General features: G+C 64.8%; 15 protein-coding genes and 1 pseudogene. 10 read left to right on the forward strand and 6 right to left on the reverse strand.

What is annotated here, in order from left to right; all coding sequences use genetic code 11:
* Positions 1-195 (forward strand): transposase (locus HBA54_RS28120; protein WP_205944969.1); only part of this gene is annotated, 195 nt, incomplete at its 5' end.
* Between the two features lie 122 nt (positions 196-317).
* Here the strand turns inward: HBA54_RS28120 and arsC are convergent.
* Positions 318-665: an arsenate reductase (glutaredoxin) gene (arsC, locus tag HBA54_RS28125; protein WP_167231895.1), complete on the reverse strand. Its 348-nt coding sequence runs from the start codon at positions 663-665 to the stop codon at positions 318-320.
* 222 nt (positions 666-887) lie between these two features.
* Between arsC and HBA54_RS28130 the strand changes: the two genes are divergently transcribed.
* From HBA54_RS28130 to HBA54_RS28145, 4 genes are all read left to right on the forward strand, one after another.
* Entirely contained in the window at positions 888-2,216 is a 1,329-nt protein-coding gene (locus tag HBA54_RS28130) for an EAL domain-containing protein (RefSeq protein WP_167231900.1), read from the forward strand.
* Positions 2,217-2,306: 90 nt separating this feature from the next.
* Positions 2,307-3,182 carry a TIGR01459 family HAD-type hydrolase gene (locus tag HBA54_RS28135; protein ID WP_167231903.1) on the forward strand — a complete coding sequence of 292 codons (876 nt, stop codon included), beginning with the start codon at positions 2,307-2,309 and terminating at the stop codon, positions 3,180-3,182.
* A gap of 33 nt (positions 3,183-3,215) precedes the next feature.
* Positions 3,216-5,015, forward strand: coding sequence for an adenylate/guanylate cyclase domain-containing protein (locus HBA54_RS28140; RefSeq protein WP_167231907.1), 1,800 nt, complete (start codon positions 3,216-3,218; stop codon positions 5,013-5,015).
* Between the two features lie 66 nt (positions 5,016-5,081).
* Positions 5,082-5,663, forward strand: coding sequence for a histidine phosphatase family protein (locus HBA54_RS28145; protein WP_167231910.1), 582 nt, complete (start codon positions 5,082-5,084; stop codon positions 5,661-5,663).
* A 4-nt stretch (positions 5,664-5,667) separates the two neighbouring features.
* On the opposite strand, the gene HBA54_RS28150 is transcribed toward HBA54_RS28145, so the two are convergent.
* Positions 5,668-6,366 (reverse strand): DUF8737 domain-containing protein, encoded by a 699-nt coding sequence (locus HBA54_RS28150; protein ID WP_167231913.1) that lies wholly within the window; start codon positions 6,364-6,366, stop codon positions 5,668-5,670.
* A 171-nt stretch (positions 6,367-6,537) separates the two neighbouring features.
* On the opposite strand from HBA54_RS28150, the gene HBA54_RS28155 reads away from it, so the two are divergent.
* Both HBA54_RS28155 and HBA54_RS28160 read left to right on the forward strand, forming a co-directional pair.
* Positions 6,538-6,894: a winged helix-turn-helix transcriptional regulator gene (locus HBA54_RS28155; RefSeq protein WP_167231916.1), complete on the forward strand. Its 357-nt coding sequence runs from the start codon at positions 6,538-6,540 to the stop codon at positions 6,892-6,894.
* A gap of 86 nt (positions 6,895-6,980) precedes the next feature.
* Positions 6,981-8,159 (forward strand): YbfB/YjiJ family MFS transporter, encoded by a 1,179-nt coding sequence (locus HBA54_RS28160; RefSeq protein WP_205944970.1) that lies wholly within the window; start codon positions 6,981-6,983, stop codon positions 8,157-8,159.
* Positions 8,160-8,210: 51 nt separating this feature from the next.
* Here the strand turns inward: HBA54_RS28160 and HBA54_RS28165 are convergent, their stop codons facing one another.
* The 3 genes from HBA54_RS28165 to HBA54_RS28175 all read right to left on the reverse strand — a co-directional run bounded on the left by HBA54_RS28165 (position 8,211) and on the right by HBA54_RS28175 (position 11,102).
* Positions 8,211-8,594, reverse strand: a complete 384-nt coding sequence (locus HBA54_RS28165; RefSeq protein WP_167231919.1) for a hypothetical protein — start codon at positions 8,592-8,594, stop codon at positions 8,211-8,213.
* 95 nt (positions 8,595-8,689) lie between these two features.
* Positions 8,690-9,553: an AraC family transcriptional regulator gene (locus tag HBA54_RS28170; protein WP_167231922.1), complete on the reverse strand. Its 864-nt coding sequence runs from the start codon at positions 9,551-9,553 to the stop codon at positions 8,690-8,692.
* A gap of 100 nt (positions 9,554-9,653) precedes the next feature.
* Entirely contained in the window at positions 9,654-11,102 is a 1,449-nt protein-coding gene (locus HBA54_RS28175; RefSeq protein WP_167231925.1) for a sensor histidine kinase, read from the reverse strand.
* Positions 11,103-11,403: 301 nt separating this feature from the next.
* Here HBA54_RS28175 and nrtS point away from each other — a divergent pair, with 301 nt between their 5' ends.
* The 3 genes from nrtS to HBA54_RS28190 all read left to right on the forward strand — a co-directional run bounded on the left by nrtS (position 11,404) and on the right by HBA54_RS28190 (position 15,896).
* The gene (gene nrtS / locus HBA54_RS28180) at positions 11,404-11,640 is read left to right on the forward strand and encodes a nitrate/nitrite transporter NrtS (protein ID WP_167231928.1); all 237 of its coding nucleotides are present in this window, start codon (positions 11,404-11,406) and stop codon (positions 11,638-11,640) included.
* A gap of 101 nt (positions 11,641-11,741) precedes the next feature.
* The gene (gene scpA / locus HBA54_RS28185) at positions 11,742-13,898 is read left to right on the forward strand and encodes a methylmalonyl-CoA mutase (protein ID WP_167231931.1); all 2,157 of its coding nucleotides are present in this window, start codon (positions 11,742-11,744) and stop codon (positions 13,896-13,898) included.
* Between the two features lie 156 nt (positions 13,899-14,054).
* On the forward strand, positions 14,055-15,896 hold the full coding sequence (locus HBA54_RS28190) for an ABCB family ABC transporter ATP-binding protein/permease (protein WP_167231934.1): 1,842 nt from the start codon (positions 14,055-14,057) through the stop codon (positions 15,894-15,896).
* 124 nt (positions 15,897-16,020) lie between these two features.
* On the opposite strand, the pseudogene HBA54_RS28195 reads toward HBA54_RS28190, so the two are convergent.
* Positions 16,021-16,125 (reverse strand): annotated as a pseudogene (locus tag HBA54_RS28195) (IS110-like element ISMno29 family transposase); the annotation flags it as partial.

Genomic DNA, 16,125 nt, shown 5'->3' on the forward strand with positions numbered 1-16,125 from the left:
ACGACCCGGCACCCGGGCTACGCCGTGAGCCAACGCGTGCGCAAGCGTATCGAGGAGGGCTTCGGCTGGATCAAGACCACCGGCAACCTCGCCAAGACCCGCCACCGCGGCCTCGAGCGCGTCGGCTGGGCCTTCACTCTCACCGCCACCGCCTGCAATCTTGTGCGAATACCAAAGCTCCTGGCCCAAACATGAGACCAACGCTCCACCAAAGCGCCGATCACCCGGGATAGACCAGCACCCAAAACCACCCTCATAGGGGGCTGACCTCAAACCAAGGCCCAAAACCCTATACGTCAGACTTTTTCAGCAGCCTGCTAGAGGATTCCCAGCACGGCTTCCGGCGGCCGGCCCAGGGCGACCTTGGCGCCTTTCACCACGATCGGCCGTTCGATCAGGATCGGGTGTGCCACCATGGCGTCGATCAGCGCCTCGCGGCTCAGACCCTCGTCACCCAGGTTCAGCTCCTTATAGGGGGCTTCCTTGCGGCGCATGAGCTCGCGCGGTTCCATTTTCAGTTTTTTCAGCAGCCTATCCAGGGTCGCGGCGTCGGGCGTGTCGCTCAGGTATTCGACGATCCGGGGTTCGATCCCCCTATCCCGGATCAGCGCCAGGGTCTGGCGCGATTTGCTGCAGCGTGGGTTGTGATAGATGGTAACGGCCATCGCCCCGGTTCTCCCTTGATTGCGGTCTCTCCCGGGTTTCATAGCCGGGCAGCCGCTTACGTCAAGCCTCTCGGCGCCCGGTGGTTTCCCCGGCCGCCCATTGCGGGCTGTCGGTTTGCAAGACTCCGTTAACCCTCTTTTCAAGACTGGCAAGGCAAACTACGGCCATGGACCGGCCCGACCTCATGATCATTGCCGCCTTGGCTGCCAGGGTGCTTCGCGATGCTTAAGCACGCCGCGGTTTTCCTGTGCTATGCCTGCGCCGCCGTGGCGGTGCTGCTCTTCGGCCCGCAGTGGCACCCTTTGATCGACCAGCGTGCGGCCATCGGCCTCAGCCTTGCGGTGCTGCTCGGCGGCGGCCTGCTGCATGAGGTCTATGCCCGCCTTGGCCGCGAAACCTTCCTGGCTCAGAAACTGCTTTCGCTACGGGTTACCCAGGGCGATGCCCTGGAAGAGCTGTCCTGGACGCGGCGTGAGCTTTCGGTTCTGCGCGAAGCTTTCGAGTCGGTCGGCGGGGTCAGCAAGTCCGGCAAATCCGTCGATGAAGTGATTGCCGAAGTAAAGGTCCTGCAGTCCTTGATCACGCGGCTGGCCAAGTCTTCCAAAGCGCCCAAACAGGCCGAAGAAGATGCCCTGGAGCAGGCCGCCCGGCAAAGAACCTTCAAAGGATCTCAGATCACCCAGGCCAAGCCGAAAGCCAAACCCCACCCCCTGCGTCCGCGCCCGGCGGCCACCCCCTCGGACCAGGACGACAAGACTTCGGCCCTGCCGGCCAACGCCAACCAGAAGCCGGGGGTCCTGCCTCCGGTGGCGCTCGGCCTCGACGACTCGGCGATACTGGAAGTAGCGCGCCAGGCCCTGCGCGATGACCGCATCGACCTGGTGCTGCAGCCCATCGTGCTGCTGCCGCAGCGCAAGCGGCGTTACTACGAGTGCTTCTCGCGCCTGCGCACCAGCGACGGGTTCATGATCCTGCCCGAGCAGTACATTCACTTGGCCGAGCGTGAAGGCATGGTGACGGCGATCGACAATATGCTGCTGATCCGCTGCGTCCAGTTGGTGCGCAAGGTCCAGAAGCGCAACGAAGAAGTCGACTTCTTCTGCAACATCTCCAGCCACACCCTGAGCGACGATGTCTTCTTCGACGACTTTGTCAGCTTCCTTGAGAGCAATGGCGAACTGGCCCGCAACCTGGTTTTCGAGTTCCCGCAGAGCGCCTATGATTCCTGGGACTCCAGTGCGGCCATCTACCTGCGCCGCCTGGCCGAGCTTGGTTGCCGCTTCTCGCTGGACGGCGTCCTGGATCTCAACATCGATGCAGCGGCCCTGGCGACGCGCAACTTCCACTTCGTGAAGGTGCGGGTCGAGGTGCTGCTGGCCGAGCCGGAGATGGCCGAGCGCCTGCTGAACGACCTGAAGGAACAGGGGCTGCGGCTGGTGGCGGAGCGGGTCGAGGACGAAGACGCTCTGGTCGAAGTGCTGGATATCGGTGTCGACTGTGCCCAGGGCTATCTCTTCGGCGAACCGCGTCTTGCCCGTCCGGCGGCCTGACGGCCGCTTCGGCCCCTACAAAGCCTCCTTTGCATCCCTGCCGGCCTGTGGCAGAAGAGCGTTCTTGCGCCTGCTCTTGCCGGAGTTTCCATGTCCTCTCCCCCGTTTCATCCGGGCCTTGCGGCCCTGACCGACCGCTACGATGCCTTCATCGTCGACCTCTGGGGGGTGATGCACGACGGCGTTTCCGCCTTTCCGGCGGCGGTCGCTGCGCTGGAGGCCCTGAGGGCCGCGGGCAAGCGCTCGATCATCCTCTCCAATGCGCCGCGCCGCGCCGATGTGATCACCGCGCGGAATGTGGAACTGGGGATTCCCGCCGATCTTCCGGATGCCCTGATGTCGTCGGGCGAAGATACCTGGCAGCACCTGAAAACCCGGCCGGACGCCTGGTACCGGGCGCTTGGCCGGCGGTGCTATCACCTGGGGCCGGAGCGCGATTTCGGCATGCGCGAAGGTCTCGATCTCGACTTTATCGATGATCTCGGTGAGGCCGATTTCATTCTCAACACCGGCAATCTCAGCAGCGATGATAGTGTCGAGGTTTACCGGGACTTTCTGGACCGGGCGTTGCAATTGAAACTGCCGATGATCTGCGCCAATCCGGATCTCCTCGTGCTGCGGGGCGAGTCGCGTGAGATTTGCGCCGGCGCGCTGGCCCTCGACTACGAGCAAAAGGGCGGCGCGGTGCGCTGGCACGGCAAGCCCCATCCAGAGGTCTACCGCAGCTGTTTTGCCCTGCTGCCCGGCGTTCCGGCGGCGCGCATTGCGGCAATCGGCGATTCCCTGCGCACCGATGTCGCCGGGGCGGCGGCCGCGGGAATCGACTCGATCTTTATTGCCGGGGGCATCCACGGCGAAGAATTAGGCGTAGACAGTGAGGGAAAGATCGATCCCGGTAGCTACAGCGCCTTCGTTCGGGCGGCGGAGCCGAAACCAACGGCGGTGCTGCCCTTCATGCGTTGGTAGCTCCAGGGTCGCGCCCAGAACAGGACCCGGACCATGGCCGCCGCGCAAAGCCAGACCTTTCATTGGCAGTTCAAGAGCCCGCCACAGGCCATCTGGCCGTTGCTTGCCGATACCGTGCGGTTCAACGAAGCGGCGGGTCTACCCCGTTATGACGTGAGCGAGACCCTGCAGGACGACGGCACCGTGCTGTTTGAGGGAGCGATGAAACGCGGCCCCTTGACCGTCACCTGGCGCGAGATACCGACGAACTGGGTCACCGGCCGGTGGTTCGAACATCGCCGGGAGTTTCGCAACGGCCCGCTGCGGGACATGACGGCACGCCTGGTGCTGACCGCTGAAGATGGCGGGCGGGCCTGCCACGCGGACTACACCCTGACTGCGACGCCCGCCAATCTGCTCGGCCGGCTGATCCTGAAAGCCGGCTTTTTCTCCAGCACGGCTAAGACCTTTGCAACACTGGCGGTTGATGCCGACCGCTTTGCCGGTGACGCCAGTCCCCAGCCGTTCAGTTTTCGTGCGCCGACGCCCAGCCCGCAGACGCGCCGGCATGTGTCCGAACTCGTGGCGCGGATTGAGGCCGGCCCCCACGGCCACGGTCTGGCCCGCCGCCTGGCCGATCACCTGCTGACAGCCCAGGAAGCCGACCTGATCCACCTGCGTCCCCTGGCGCTGGCGCGGGATTGGCAGGTGGAGGAGCGGGCGGTGATCGAGCTTTGCCTGGAGGCGGTGCGCGCGGGCCTGCTGATCATGCGCTGGGACCTGTTGTGCCCGCGCTGCCGGGTCCCCAAGGCGGCGGTAGAGGCGCTGGACGGCCTGCCGCAGGGCGCCCACTGCGACACCTGCAACATCGACTACGGCCGGGATTTTTCGCGCAACGTCGAACTGAGTTTCGCGCCGGCACCGGCGGTGCGGCCCCTGGGCGCAGGTGAGCATTGCCTTTTCGGCCCGATGTCGACGCCGCATGTCTGGGTTCAGCGGACCCTTGCGGCGGGGCAGAGCCTGACCGAAGCCTGCGATCTGCCGCCGGGCCGCTATGTGCTGCGAACCCTGGAGGCCGGACCCGAGTTCGAAATGGCGCTGGAGGATGGCGCCGCCCTGCCTGAAGTGGTGTTGGGGGAAGACAGCGTCTCGGCGGATGTGGCGGGCCGGCCGGGCCAGGTGATCCTGCGTAACGGCGCCGCCCGGCCCCTGACCGCCATCGTGGAGGAACGGCGCTGGGTTCGCGACGCCTTGACCGCAGACCGGGTCACCGCGATTCAGGCTTTCCGCGATCTCTTCTCCGATCAGGTGCTGCGGCCCGGCGATGAGGTTTCGGTCGCCCGCATCGCGCTGTTGTTTACCGATCTCAGGCGTTCCACCGATCTCTATGGACGGATCGGCGATGCCGCCGCCTATCATCTGGTGCGCGATCACTTCGCCTTTATCGGCGCCATCGTGCGGCGCCACAACGGTGCGGTGGTGAAGACCATCGGCGATGCGGTCATGGCGGCCTTTGCGGCGCCTGCCGACGCGGTGGCCGCGGGTCTGGCGGTTCAGCGCGAGGTCGCGGCCTTCAATGCCGGCGAGCAGGAGCCCGTTGCCATCAAGCTGGGCGTGCATGAGGGGCCGTGCATCGCGGTGACCCTGAACGGGCGGCTCGATTACTTCGGCACCACGGTGAACATGGCCGCCCGTCTGCAAGGCAAGAGCGAGGGTGGCGATCTCGTGCTTTCCGCCGTGGTGTCCGAAGACCATGGGGTGACGCCGCTGCTTGACGGTCTGGACTGCATCAACGAGACGACAAACCTCAAAGGTTTCGATGTGCCCGTCGCCTTCCGCCGTATCCGCCTCTAGAAGGCGCCGGGGCTTCCGTGTAAAAACGAGTCGAAGTGAAACCGGCATTCTTGGGGGTGGGGGATTATGCAGGGCGGTCTTTGGCGATCTGTAATCGCGGTTCTCGCATTCGCGTTTCTGGCCGGCGCCGCGCCGGTCGCCGCGGCGGACTTCGATCTCGCCAAGCTGAAAGACGGCGGATATGTCGTGTTGCTGCGCCATGTGAAGGCCGGCGGTTCCGACGCCGACAACTTCGATCTGGAGAATTGTGGCACCCAGCGCCAGGTTGGCGCCCCGGGGCGCAAGCAGGCGGCGATGCTCAGTGAACGTTTCCGCGCGGCCGGGATTTCCGAAGTCAGGATTCTGAGCAGCCAGTATTGCCGCGCCAGGCAGACGGCGGAACTGCTGGACCTGGGGCCGGTGACCGCGGAACCCCGGCTGAACTACTTCCACTGGCGTACGGGGGACGAGGCGGCCATGGTCAGCGCATTCCAGTCTTTTCTGCAAGAGCTTGAGGCAGCGGGTGCTCAAGCGCCCCTGGTTGTCGTGACGCACAAGCACGCCTTTGTGGAGGTCGGGGTGCCCGAGGTGAAGTCGGGTGGTGGGGTCATCCTGAAACCGAACGGCAGCGCCAAGCCTGACGTGGTCGGCAGAATCACCGCGCCCTGACTTTTTACGATCCTTCTTCGCGCTGTCGCAGAGACAGGAAAGACAGTGTGTGGAAGAAGATCGCGTAGGGAACCAGGAACAGCGCGATCATCCCGGTCGGAAACATCAGTGAGTTGTTCACGATCTCCGGAAAGAAAAGCTGCTGCGGGCCTTCGGAAGAGGTGAAGCCGAAGAAGAACGCACTGGAGAAATCCGCGATGCCAAGGCCGAGCACGAGGAGCACGGCGGCCGGCGCGATCTCTTTGCGGGCGCGGTGGAAAATCAATACGGCAGTGGCGATGACGGCGACGAGAATGTCACCGAGACCGGCGGGGTAGGCGAAGATCCCCGGTATGTTTCTGCCGGCCATCTCGATCAGAAACACCCCGCCGATGACGCGCCAGACCTGGAGGCCGATCAGCCAGTGCTGCGACAGCGGATCGCTGAGGAACCAGTCCCGCCAGAGGAACAGGACGAGGCTCGGCAGCACCCAGCAGACCGGCACCACGAGGCGGCCGAGCGGTCCCATGTCCTGAACCACTCCCGCCAGGCAGAACCAGGTCATCGCTGCCCCCCAGAGCAGGAAGCCACTGCCGATGATCGCGCCCTTTCTCGCTGAGGCACCGCTGAAGACGTAGGTGCAGAGTACATAAAAGGGTGTCACCAGGACCGCCGACATGACGGTGAACAGGGTCATGGGGTGGGCCTGCATCAGCTCATACATGGACGGTTTCCTTCGGTAATCGAGGGTCGGAGAAACCTGGTTTTGCCGACGCCGCCGCAAAAATCAGATTACTTGCATTTTGCAAGTAATATACGTAACGTTGAATGCGTCGGATCACCCGATCGGCGCGCTGCCCCGACGGGGCCTGTTTCACCCGGATGGAGGTTTTCGATGAACCCGCGTGCCGACGACAAGAGATCTTGTTGTCCGGTGGCCTGCGCACTCGATCTGCTGGGTGACCGCTGGACTCTTCTGGTGATCCGCGATTTGTTCTTTGGCAGATCCCGCTTCTCGGAGTTTCAGCGCGCGCCGGAGGGCATTGCCAGCAACATCCTCGCCGATCGTTTGAACCTCCTCGTCGGGCACGGCCTGGTGGAGCGCCGCACCGCACCGTCAGGCAGGCGCGCTGGTTATCACCTGACCGAAAAAGGCCGGAGCCTGAGGCCGGTTCTTGTCGCCGTGAAGGAATGGGGGCTGGCCAACATCGACGGCACCGCCGCCCTGATCGGCGTAAGCAAGGCGCGCTGACGAGTTGGCGGCGCAGGGTCTTGAACGGGACCCTGATCTCCGGGAATTGCAAGTCTGTACGCCGGGGCGCGTGGTAGCTTTGTTTGATGACCGGTCAATTGAGAACCTCTGATCCGGCGGCCGGCAATGCCGCCGCTGTCGCGCTGGGCGGCTGCATCGCCCTGGCCGCGGCCATGGGCATCGGGCGTTTCGTCTATACGCCGATCCTGCCGTTCATGGTGGAGACGCTGGGGCTCAGCCAGGCGCAGGCGGGTCTCGTCGCCTCGGCCAATTTTCTCGGCTACCTGTTGGGCGCGCTGGGCGCGGCCAAGGCCTCTCTGCCCGGCGGGCGGCGGCGCTGGTTCCTGATCGCGCTGGCCGTCTCCGCCTTTACCACGGCGGGCATGGCGGCGGAGGCCTGGCTGCCGCTTTTTCTTGCCCTGCGTTTTGCCAGCGGTGTCGCCAGCGCCTTTGTCCTGGTGTTGGCTTCCGCCCTGGTGCTGGACCGCTTGGCCGCGGCGGGGCGGCCGGGCCTGTCGGCGCTGCACTTCGCCGGGGTCGGCAGCGGCATCGCGCTTTCGGCTGTACTGGTGGCCGGCATGGCTGCTTTCGGCAGCGATTGGCGCGAACTCTGGCTGGCCAGCGGCGGGCTTTCCCTTCTGGCGCTGCTTGCGGTCTTCCGGCTGGTCCCGCCGGAGGGGGCAGAGGCCGCGGCGGCAAAACCCCCGGCGGCGGGCCACGGCGACCGCCGGCGTCTCATCGCCCTGGTTATCGCTTACGGCCTGTTCGGTTTCGGCTATGTGATCACCGCCACTTTCATCTCCACCCTGGTGCGCCTGACACCGGAAATCCGCTGGCTTGAATCCTATGTCTGGCTGGTGGTCGGCCTTGCCGCCATTCCCTCGGTGCTGGTCTGGTCCTGGCTGGCCGGGCGTCTGGGCACAGCCCGCGGTTTCGCGCTGGCCTGCCTGACCCAGGGCGTCGGCGTCGCACTCTCGGTTCTGGGCAGCGGCGCCTTTGCGGTGCTGCTGGCAGCGGCGCTTCTGGGCGGCACCATCATGGGGATCACGGCGCTGGGTCTGGTCTATGCGCGGGCCCTGTCGCCGGGCGACCCGCGCCGCTCCATGGCTTTGATGACCGCCGCCTTCGGCCTGGGCCAGATGATCGGCCCGGGCTTCGCCGGTTATGCCTACGGCCTCGGCCAGTCGTTTCTGCTGCCGTCCCTGGTGGCTTCCGCGGCGCTGTTCATCGCCTTTGCGCTGACCATGGAGTGGCGGCGTCGTTAGGGCTTTCCAAGTTGAACGGTTGGAGGCGTTTCGACGTAAGTCGAAAACACTCTAGGCGAGATAGCCTAGGTAGCTGAGCCAGCCGCCGAGCAGGACGGCGAAGGCGGCGGTGCCAAGCAGCACCGGGCCGCTGGCGAACAACAGGGTCACGCGCACGGCGACCTTGGGCGCCAGCAACAGCAGGGCGCCTTTTGCCAGTGCGATCCAGCCGATGACCGTGAAAATCACCCGCCAGTCCGCGACCCAGAGATTGTGGAACTGCAGGATCACCAAGCCGAAGCTCAAGGCCACGGCGCCTGAGAGATAGTAGAACAGGCCGCCGGCCGGCAGGCTGCGCAGCATCTCCCGGTAATGGCTTTGGTTCAAAAACAGGCCGAGGCCCACTGCCAGATACAGCGGGCCGATGAGCCTGGCCAGGAAGATCGAAACGTCCAAGGTAATCTCTCTTCGATGATTTCTGCTTTCCTTGGATTAAGTCTCGCCCTTGGCCGGTCCGGGCGCCTTGATGAGGATCAACCGGCCGAACTGTCCTATCCTTTCAGGGGGATGTGGATGTCGGTGATGTTCTCCGAGGGTGCCACTTCGCGCGGGTTGGTCAGGTAATCTTCATAGCAGGGCGCGTCGCCCGGCTCGTGCCCGCTCTCCGGCAGCCAGGTGCCGAAGAACCAGTTGTAGGCGCCGAGCAACTCGGCATAGGCGCCTTTGAAGCGCAGCACCGCGTGGCGGCCGCCGGGAACCTCCACCAGATGCACCGGGGCCTCGGTTGCCGTGCCCGGGGCCACGGCGATGCCGACGTCGGAGCGCAGCTCGGCCTCCGCAACTTCGCCCGGATCGTCGTGATAGACGCCGATGACGCGGGTCTTGGGGGTCATGACGCCGGCGCCCATGGCCCAGCCGAGAACCTGGTTGAAGGGTTTCTCAACCTCCATGTAGGGGCCGATGTGGCGGATCGCGGCCAGGGTGATGGGCAGGGTCTCTTCGATGCGGACATCGTGCATCAGGGGGGCTCCTTCGATTTCGGGGATAAGGGTCAGGGGGGGTACGTTGCGCCCCTTGGCGCGATAGGCTGCAGGGCTGCGCCCGAAGGCGCGGGAAAAGGCACGGGTGAAGGCGGCGGTGGAGCCATAGCCGGCTTTGTGGGCCACCTCTTCGACAGATTGCTCGCCTCGGATAAGGTCGGCGGCGGCGTGGTGCAGGCGCAGCCGGGTGACCATCTGGGCCAGGGTCTCGCCGGTGAAGGCCTGCCAGCAGCGGTGAAAGTGATAAGGTGACAGACAGGCGACCTCCGCCAGGTGGTCGAGATCCAGATCTTCATCCAGGTGTGCGGTAACGTAGTCGGTCACGCGGGTGAAGCGCGCCAGCCAGGTCTGGCGGGTGGTCTCTCTCTGGCTCATCGGGCGGCTCCCTCGTTATGGTGATTTTGTCCGGTGACAAAGACCTACCCGAGGGCCGCTTGATCTGTCTTGCTGAAATGCCGACTTGGCGGATCGGGCGCTAGGAAGCCAGGGATTCCGCCCTGGGCGCATCCGGGGCGGTGTCTGAAGGGGTGTCCGGCAGACTGGCCGCCTCGGCCGCCGGCAGGATGACGCGGAAGAGGGTGCCGCGTTCGCCGGCCCGGCTTAACTCGATGCTTCCGCCCTGCACTTCGATGTAGGACTTGGCGATGGTCAGGCCCAGGCCGACGCCGTTGTTCTCGGCGACGAAGCTGTTGCCTTCCTGCCAGAACGGATCGAAGGCCTTGCCAAGGCGCGTTTCGTCAATGCCGATGCCGTTGTCTTCGACCGTTGCGATGGCGTTCTTGCCGTCGGTCTGCGTGCTGCAGATTATGGCGCCGCCGCGCTGGGTATACTTGATGGCGTTGGAGATGCCGTTGATCAGCGCCTGTCTTGTCAACTGGCAGTCGCAGCGTGCGAGGCAGGGTGCCGCCGCGGTTCTGGCGAGACTGATTTCCTTCTCTTCGGCGAGCGGTCGCAGCGCCCGCAGGATGTCGTCGAGTACGTCGTTGAGGTCGCAGGTCTTCGGATCGGCGTTCAAGACACCGGCTTCGACGCGCGAGAGATTCAGGATCTCGTCGATCATGGACTGCAGCCCGCTGGCCGAGTGATGGATGTCTCTGGCGTAGGCGCGGAGCTTTTCCATCGCCTGTTCGCGCGGCAGCACCGCCAGGACTTCGGAGAAGCCGAGAATGGCGTTCAACGGTGTGCGCAGCTCGTGGCTCATGTTGGCGAGGAACTGCGACTTTGCGGCATCGGCGGCTTCGGCGTGATGACGGGCCTGGAGGTATTCCTCATTGCGGTGCTCCAGTTTGACCGTCAGCTCCTCACTCTGATGGTAGGCGCCGGCCAGCTCCCGTTCGCGTTTCTGCAGGGCGCTGTAAGCTTTGGAGAAGCCGGCCATGAGCAGGCCGACGCCGGCCATCAGGGTCAGGATCTGGCCGATGGCATAGGTGATGTGGAGCGCGTGCTGCATCTCCCAGAGCGGATACAGCAGGATGTTGGCCGCGCGCGCCAGAAAGGCCACGGCGATGAAGGTGTTGAGGGCGCCGCCGGCCTTGTAGAACAGGGTGGCGGCGGCCAGGTAGCCGACCGACATGGCCATGACCAGATAGATCAGGCCGTAGGTCCGGCCGAGACCCTCGGCCAGGCCATAGCCGGGCAGGGCGATGACCAGGAACATCAGAAGGAAGGCGTAGCGCGTCGGCTGGCGCTGCTTGCGGTATCCCAGGATACCGAGCAGCAACACCGAAACCGCGACGCCTACTGCGATGGAGGCCGGCAGAATGTAGCCGTCCACCACCACCGCTGCCGCCAGGGCGAATTCGTAGAGGCTCCAGTGCAGCAGGAACGGCGTGCGGTCGGAAGACCGCCAGAACACATAGAGCGCCGTGCCGATGACGAGCAGCATGGCGACGTTCAGCGCCTTGATGATGACGAAGGGGTCCATGGTGCCCCAGGTTTCTCCCAACAGCCCGCGCGGATGCGGCAGCCCGGGCCCGCCCCCCGATCCGCCGCGGTGAATTCGTTAAGTACTTGTTTTAAGTAAAGAGTTTTAACGCAGGATTAATCGCGGAAGTTTATCGACGGCCATTTTCACACTATCTACGCGTAATTAAGTGAATCCGGCTACAGGGTTGCCGATAGCGCCTCACAAAAGGGTGCTTTTCGGAAGCCGGCTCTCCGGCGCTAGTCTGGAGCGCCCGGGGTGAGGCCGGGCCGGGAAAGGCAAGCGGTATGAGGGTTTGGCGATGAAACTCTGGATTCAAACGGCCTGTGGCCCGGCGGTGATGCGCCGCTCCGGCGCCGTCGCGCTGGTTGTCGGCACGCTCCTGGTGGCCATCAACCAGGGCGACCGGCTGGTTGCCGGTCAGGGCCTCGACCTCGCCAAGAAGGCCCTCCTCACCTACATCGTGCCCTACTGCGTGGCCACCTACGGCGCGGTGTCGGCCCTTGTCGCCAGGGGAGATTTGGGAGGGGAGGCCTAATCCCGGCGCTCTTTGCAGCGGATCGTTCGTCCGCCTATACTGCACCTGCGAAATGGGTGGTTTGCGCCGGATTGGCCGGTGATGAGAAGAGGGCGGACACGATGAGCGATTGGCCGGAGAAGACCCTGGCGGACTGGCAGGCCCTGGCGGCGAAGGACCTGAAGGGCGCCGATCCCGACAGCCTGACCTGGGAGACGCCGGAGGGCATCAAGGTGAAGCCGCTCTATACGGCGGAAGACCTGGAAGGCCTTGAGACCACAGGCTCGCTGCCCGGCTTCGCGCCTTTCACCCGCGGGCCGCGCGCCACCATGTACTCCGGCCGGCCCTGGACCCTGCGCCAATACGCCGGTTTCTCCACGGCAGAGGAGTCCAACGCCTTCTACCGCGCCAACCTGGCCGGCGGGCAGAAGGGGCTGTCCGTCGCCTTCGATCTGGCGACCCACCGGGGCTATGATTCGGACCATCCGCGCGTCGTCGGCGACGTCGGCAAGGCGGGGGTGGCGATCGATTCCGTCGAGGACATGAAGATCCTCTTCGACGGCATTCCCCTGGATGAGATGTCGGTCTCCATGACCATGAACGGCGCCGTGCTGCCGGTGCTGGCCGGCTATATCGTCGCGGCGGAGGAACAGGGTGTCGGGCCGGAGAAACTCTCCGGCACCATTCAGAACGACATCCTGAAAGAGTTCATGGTGCGCAACACCTACATCTATCCGCCCGAACCTTCGATGCGGATCATCGCCGATATCATCGGTCATACCTCGCGGGAGATGCCGCGCTTCAACTCCATCTCGATCTCCGGCTATCACATGCAGGAGGCCGGGGCGACCTGCGTGCAGGAACTGGCCTTCACCCTGGCCGACGGCGTGGAGTATGTGCGTGCGGCGCAGTCGAAGGGGCTGGAGGTCGATGCCTTCGCGCCGCGCCTCTCATTCTTCTTCGCCATCGGCATGAACTTCTTCATGGAGATCGCCAAGCTGCGCGCCGCGCGCTTCCTCTGGGCCGATCTCATGCAGACACACTTCCAGCCCAAAGACCCGCGTTCCCTCATGCTGCGCACCCATTGTCAGACCTCCGGCGTTTCGCTGACCGAGCAGTCGCCCTACAACAACGTGGTGCGCACGGCGGTGGAGGCCCTGGCAGCGGCGCTGGGCGGCACCCAGTCGCTGCACACCAACGCGTTGGACGAAGCGGTCGGCCTGCCGACCAAATCCTCGGCGCGCATCGCCCGCAACACCCAGCTGATCCTACAGGAGGAAGCCGGCATCACCAAGGTGGCCGATCCCCTGGCCGGCAGCTACTACGTGGAGAGCCTGACGGCCTCCCTGGTCGCCGAGGCGCGCAAACTGATTGCCGAGGTCGAAGACCTGGGCGGCATGACCAAGGCGGTGGAAACCGGCATGCCCAAGCTGCGCATCGAAGAGGCGGCGGCCCGGCGACAGGCGCGCATCGACCGCGGTGAGGAGGTCATCGTCGGCGTGAACAAGTATGTCGCCGAGGATGACGATCCGGTCGAGGTGCTCGACATCGACAACACGGCGGTGCGTGAACAGCAGGTCGCGCGCTTGAAAAAGATCCGCGACAGCAGGGACAGCGCCGCCTGCGATACCGCCCTGACGGCGCTGACCCAGGCGGCGCAGGACGGCAGCGGCAACCTGCTGGATCTCGCGGTCAAAGCCACGCGGGCGCGGGCCACCCTCGGCGAGATTTCCGATGCGCTGGAGAAGGTCTACACGCGTCATCGTGCCGTTATCCGTTCGGTCACCGGCGTCTACGGCTCGGCCTATGAGGGCGACGAAGGGTTCCAGCGCATTCAAGCCGAGGTGAAGGCCTTCGAGGCGGAGGAGGGGCGCCGCCCGCGCATGCTGGTGGTGAAGCTGGGTCAGGACGGCCACGACCGCGGCGCCAAGGTGATCGCCACCGCCTTCGCCGACATCGGCTTCGACGTCGACGTCGGCCCGCTGTTCCAGACGCCGGAGGAAGGTGCCCGCCAAGCCATCGAAAACGACGTGCACATCGTCGGTATCTCCAGCCAGGCGGCGGGTCACAAGACCCTGGTGCCCCAGCTGATCGAGGCGCTGAAGACCCAGGGCGCCGACGACGTGATCGTGGTCTGCGGCGGCGTCATCCCGCCCCAGGACTACGATTTCCTCATGAAAGCCGGCGTCTCGGCGATCTACGGCCCCGGCAGCAACATCCCCCATGCCGCCAGCGAGATCCTCGGCATCGTCAAACAGCGCCGCACCGCCGCGGCCTGAGCGGGCGAAAACCAAAAGCCCCCTCACCCCGACCCTCTCCCACGGAGGGGAGAGGGAGCTTTCCCGCGTCAGCGGGAGAGGAGAGTGAAACCCCGCCCCACAGAAAGTTTGGGCATTCGGGCCGGCTGCTCTATATCCTGATCTGCAGGAGAGACAATGCGCCCAACAACCATCGAAGCAGGGCAGAAAGCCAGCTTCGGCCAAGTCAAAGTGCTGACCAACCTGCTGCCCTACCTCTGGCCGCAGGGGCGCAGCGATCTGAAGGCCCGCGTCGTCGCGGCCATGGTTCTGCTTGTCTGCGCCAAGGTGGCGACGGTCACCATCCCCCTGGTGCTGCGCGAGGCCGTCGATGCGCTGACGGCGGTGGGCGATCTCATTCTGGTGCTGCCGCTCAGCTTGCTGCTCGCCTACGGCGTTATGCGGGTGGCGGCGCTGGCCTTCGGCGAACTGCGCGACGGGCTGTTCGCCCGCGTTGCCCAGAACGCGGTGCGGCGGGTGGCGCTGGCGACCTTCCGCCATGTCCACGCGCTGTCCCTGCGTTTTCACCTGGAGCGCCAGACCGGCGGGCTCAGCCGGGCCATCGACCGTGGCACCAAGGGCATTGAGTTCCTGCTGTTCTTCACCGCCTTTTCGGTGATCCCGACGCTGATCGAGGTTCTGCTGGCCTGCGGTATCCTCTGGTATCTCTTCGACTGGCGCTTTGCCGTCATTCCCTTCGTGTCGATCTTCGCCTTCGTGGTTTTCACCTTCAAGGTGACCGAATGGCGCATCGAGATCCGCAAGCGGATGAACGATGCCGACAACGACGCCAATACCAAGGCCATCGATAGCCTGCTGAACTTCGAGACGGTGAAGTATTTCGGCAACGAGGGGCACGAAGCCGAGCGTTACGACGGGGCGCTGAAGGTTTACGAAGAGGCCTCGATCAAGAGCCGCACCTCGCTTTCCATCCTGAACGTTGGCCAGTCGGTGATCATCGCCATCGGCATCACCCTGCTGATGATCCTGGCGGGCATGGGTGTCGTTGCCGGCACCATGACCGTCGGCGACTTCGTGATGGTGAACGCCTATCTGCTGCAGCTCGCCATGCCGCTGAATTTCCTGGGCACGGTCTACCGCGAGATCAAACAGTCGCTGATCGATCTGGAGACCATGTTCAAGCTGCTGACCTCCGATGCCGAGGTGACCGACAAGCCCGACGCCCCGGCGCTGGCGCTCGACGGTGGCGCGGTGACTTTCGAGAACGTGAGTTTCGGCTACGACCCGCGCCGGCCGATCCTGAAAGACGTCAGCTTCTCGGTGAAGGCCGGGGATACCGTGGCCATCGTCGGCCCGTCAGGGGCCGGCAAGTCGACCATCTCGCGCATACTCTTCCGCTTCTACGATGTGCTGGAGGGTTCGGTGAAGATCGACGGCCAGGATATCCGCGCGGTGACCCAGGACAGCCTGCGCGGCGCCATCGGCATCGTTCCCCAGGATACCGTCCTCTTCAACGATACCGTCGGCTACAACGTGCATTACGGCCGTCCCGGCGCCAGCGAGGCGGAGATGGTGGAAGCGGCACGCCTGGCCCGCATCCACGACTTCGTCGAGGGCCTGCCGGACGGTTACGCGACCACCGTGGGCGAGCGCGGCCTGAAGCTTTCCGGCGGCGAGAAACAGCGCGTCGCCATCGCGCGAACCATCCTGAAGCGCCCGGAAATCCTGCTGTTCGACGAGGCGACCTCGGCGCTCGACACCAAGACCGAGCGCGAGATCCAGGCCAGCCTGCGCGAGGTCTCGCGCGACCGCACCACCCTGGTCATCGCCCACCGCCTGTCGACGGTGGTGGAGGCCGACGAGATCCTGGTGCTGGAACAGGGCCGCATCGTCGAGCGCGGCAGGCATGAAAGCCTGCTGAGCCAGAAGGGCGTCTACGCCCAGATGTGGGCGAGGCAACAGGCCGCGAGTTCCGACGATGAAGCCGAGCCGGCAACCGCCGACAACGCAGCGGAGTAACCAAAAGCCCCCTCACCCTCCCGCTAACGCGGGCCCCTCCCTCTCCCACGAAGGGGAGAGGGAAACGCGACCGGCCCTTTTTGGTTCCCCCTCTCCCCTTGTGGGAGAGCATCTGTGTTCACAGTCAAGGTTGAGTTGGCTGCCAGAGACGTTGCTCGCGAATGAGTGTGTTTGCCAGAACGACGAGTTTTCGCATGACCGCGGTGAGGGCGACCTTGGAAGCTTTGCC

Origin of the sequence: Pelagibius litoralis, assembly GCF_011683915.1 — a bacterium.
GTDB classification, from domain to species: Bacteria; Pseudomonadota; Alphaproteobacteria; order Kiloniellales; family Kiloniellaceae; genus Pelagibius; species Pelagibius litoralis.

Bases quoted from the DNA above. Each gene is read 5' to 3' on its own strand.
- arsC (WP_167231895.1), bottom strand. From the start codon at position 665: ATGGCCGTTACCATCTATCACAACCCACGCTGCAGCAAATCGCGCCAG.
- HBA54_RS28130 (WP_167231900.1), top strand. From the start codon at position 888: ATGCTTAAGCACGCCGCGGTTTTCCTGTGCTATGCCTGCGCCGCCGTG.
- HBA54_RS28135 (WP_167231903.1), top strand. From the start codon at position 2,307: ATGTCCTCTCCCCCGTTTCATCCGGGCCTTGCGGCCCTGACCGACCGC.
- HBA54_RS28140 (WP_167231907.1), top strand. From the start codon at position 3,216: ATGGCCGCCGCGCAAAGCCAGACCTTTCATTGGCAGTTCAAGAGCCCG.
- HBA54_RS28145 (WP_167231910.1), top strand. From the start codon at position 5,082: ATGCAGGGCGGTCTTTGGCGATCTGTAATCGCGGTTCTCGCATTCGCG.
- HBA54_RS28150 (WP_167231913.1), bottom strand. From the start codon at position 6,366: ATGTATGAGCTGATGCAGGCCCACCCCATGACCCTGTTCACCGTCATG.
- HBA54_RS28155 (WP_167231916.1), top strand. From the start codon at position 6,538: ATGAACCCGCGTGCCGACGACAAGAGATCTTGTTGTCCGGTGGCCTGC.
- HBA54_RS28160 (WP_205944970.1), top strand. From the start codon at position 6,981: ATGACCGGTCAATTGAGAACCTCTGATCCGGCGGCCGGCAATGCCGCC.
- HBA54_RS28170 (WP_167231922.1), bottom strand. From the start codon at position 9,553: ATGAGCCAGAGAGAGACCACCCGCCAGACCTGGCTGGCGCGCTTCACC.
- HBA54_RS28175 (WP_167231925.1), bottom strand. From the start codon at position 11,102: ATGGACCCCTTCGTCATCATCAAGGCGCTGAACGTCGCCATGCTGCTC.
- nrtS (WP_167231928.1), top strand. From the start codon at position 11,404: ATGAAACTCTGGATTCAAACGGCCTGTGGCCCGGCGGTGATGCGCCGC.
- scpA (WP_167231931.1), top strand. From the start codon at position 11,742: ATGAGCGATTGGCCGGAGAAGACCCTGGCGGACTGGCAGGCCCTGGCG.
- HBA54_RS28190 (WP_167231934.1), top strand. From the start codon at position 14,055: ATGCGCCCAACAACCATCGAAGCAGGGCAGAAAGCCAGCTTCGGCCAA.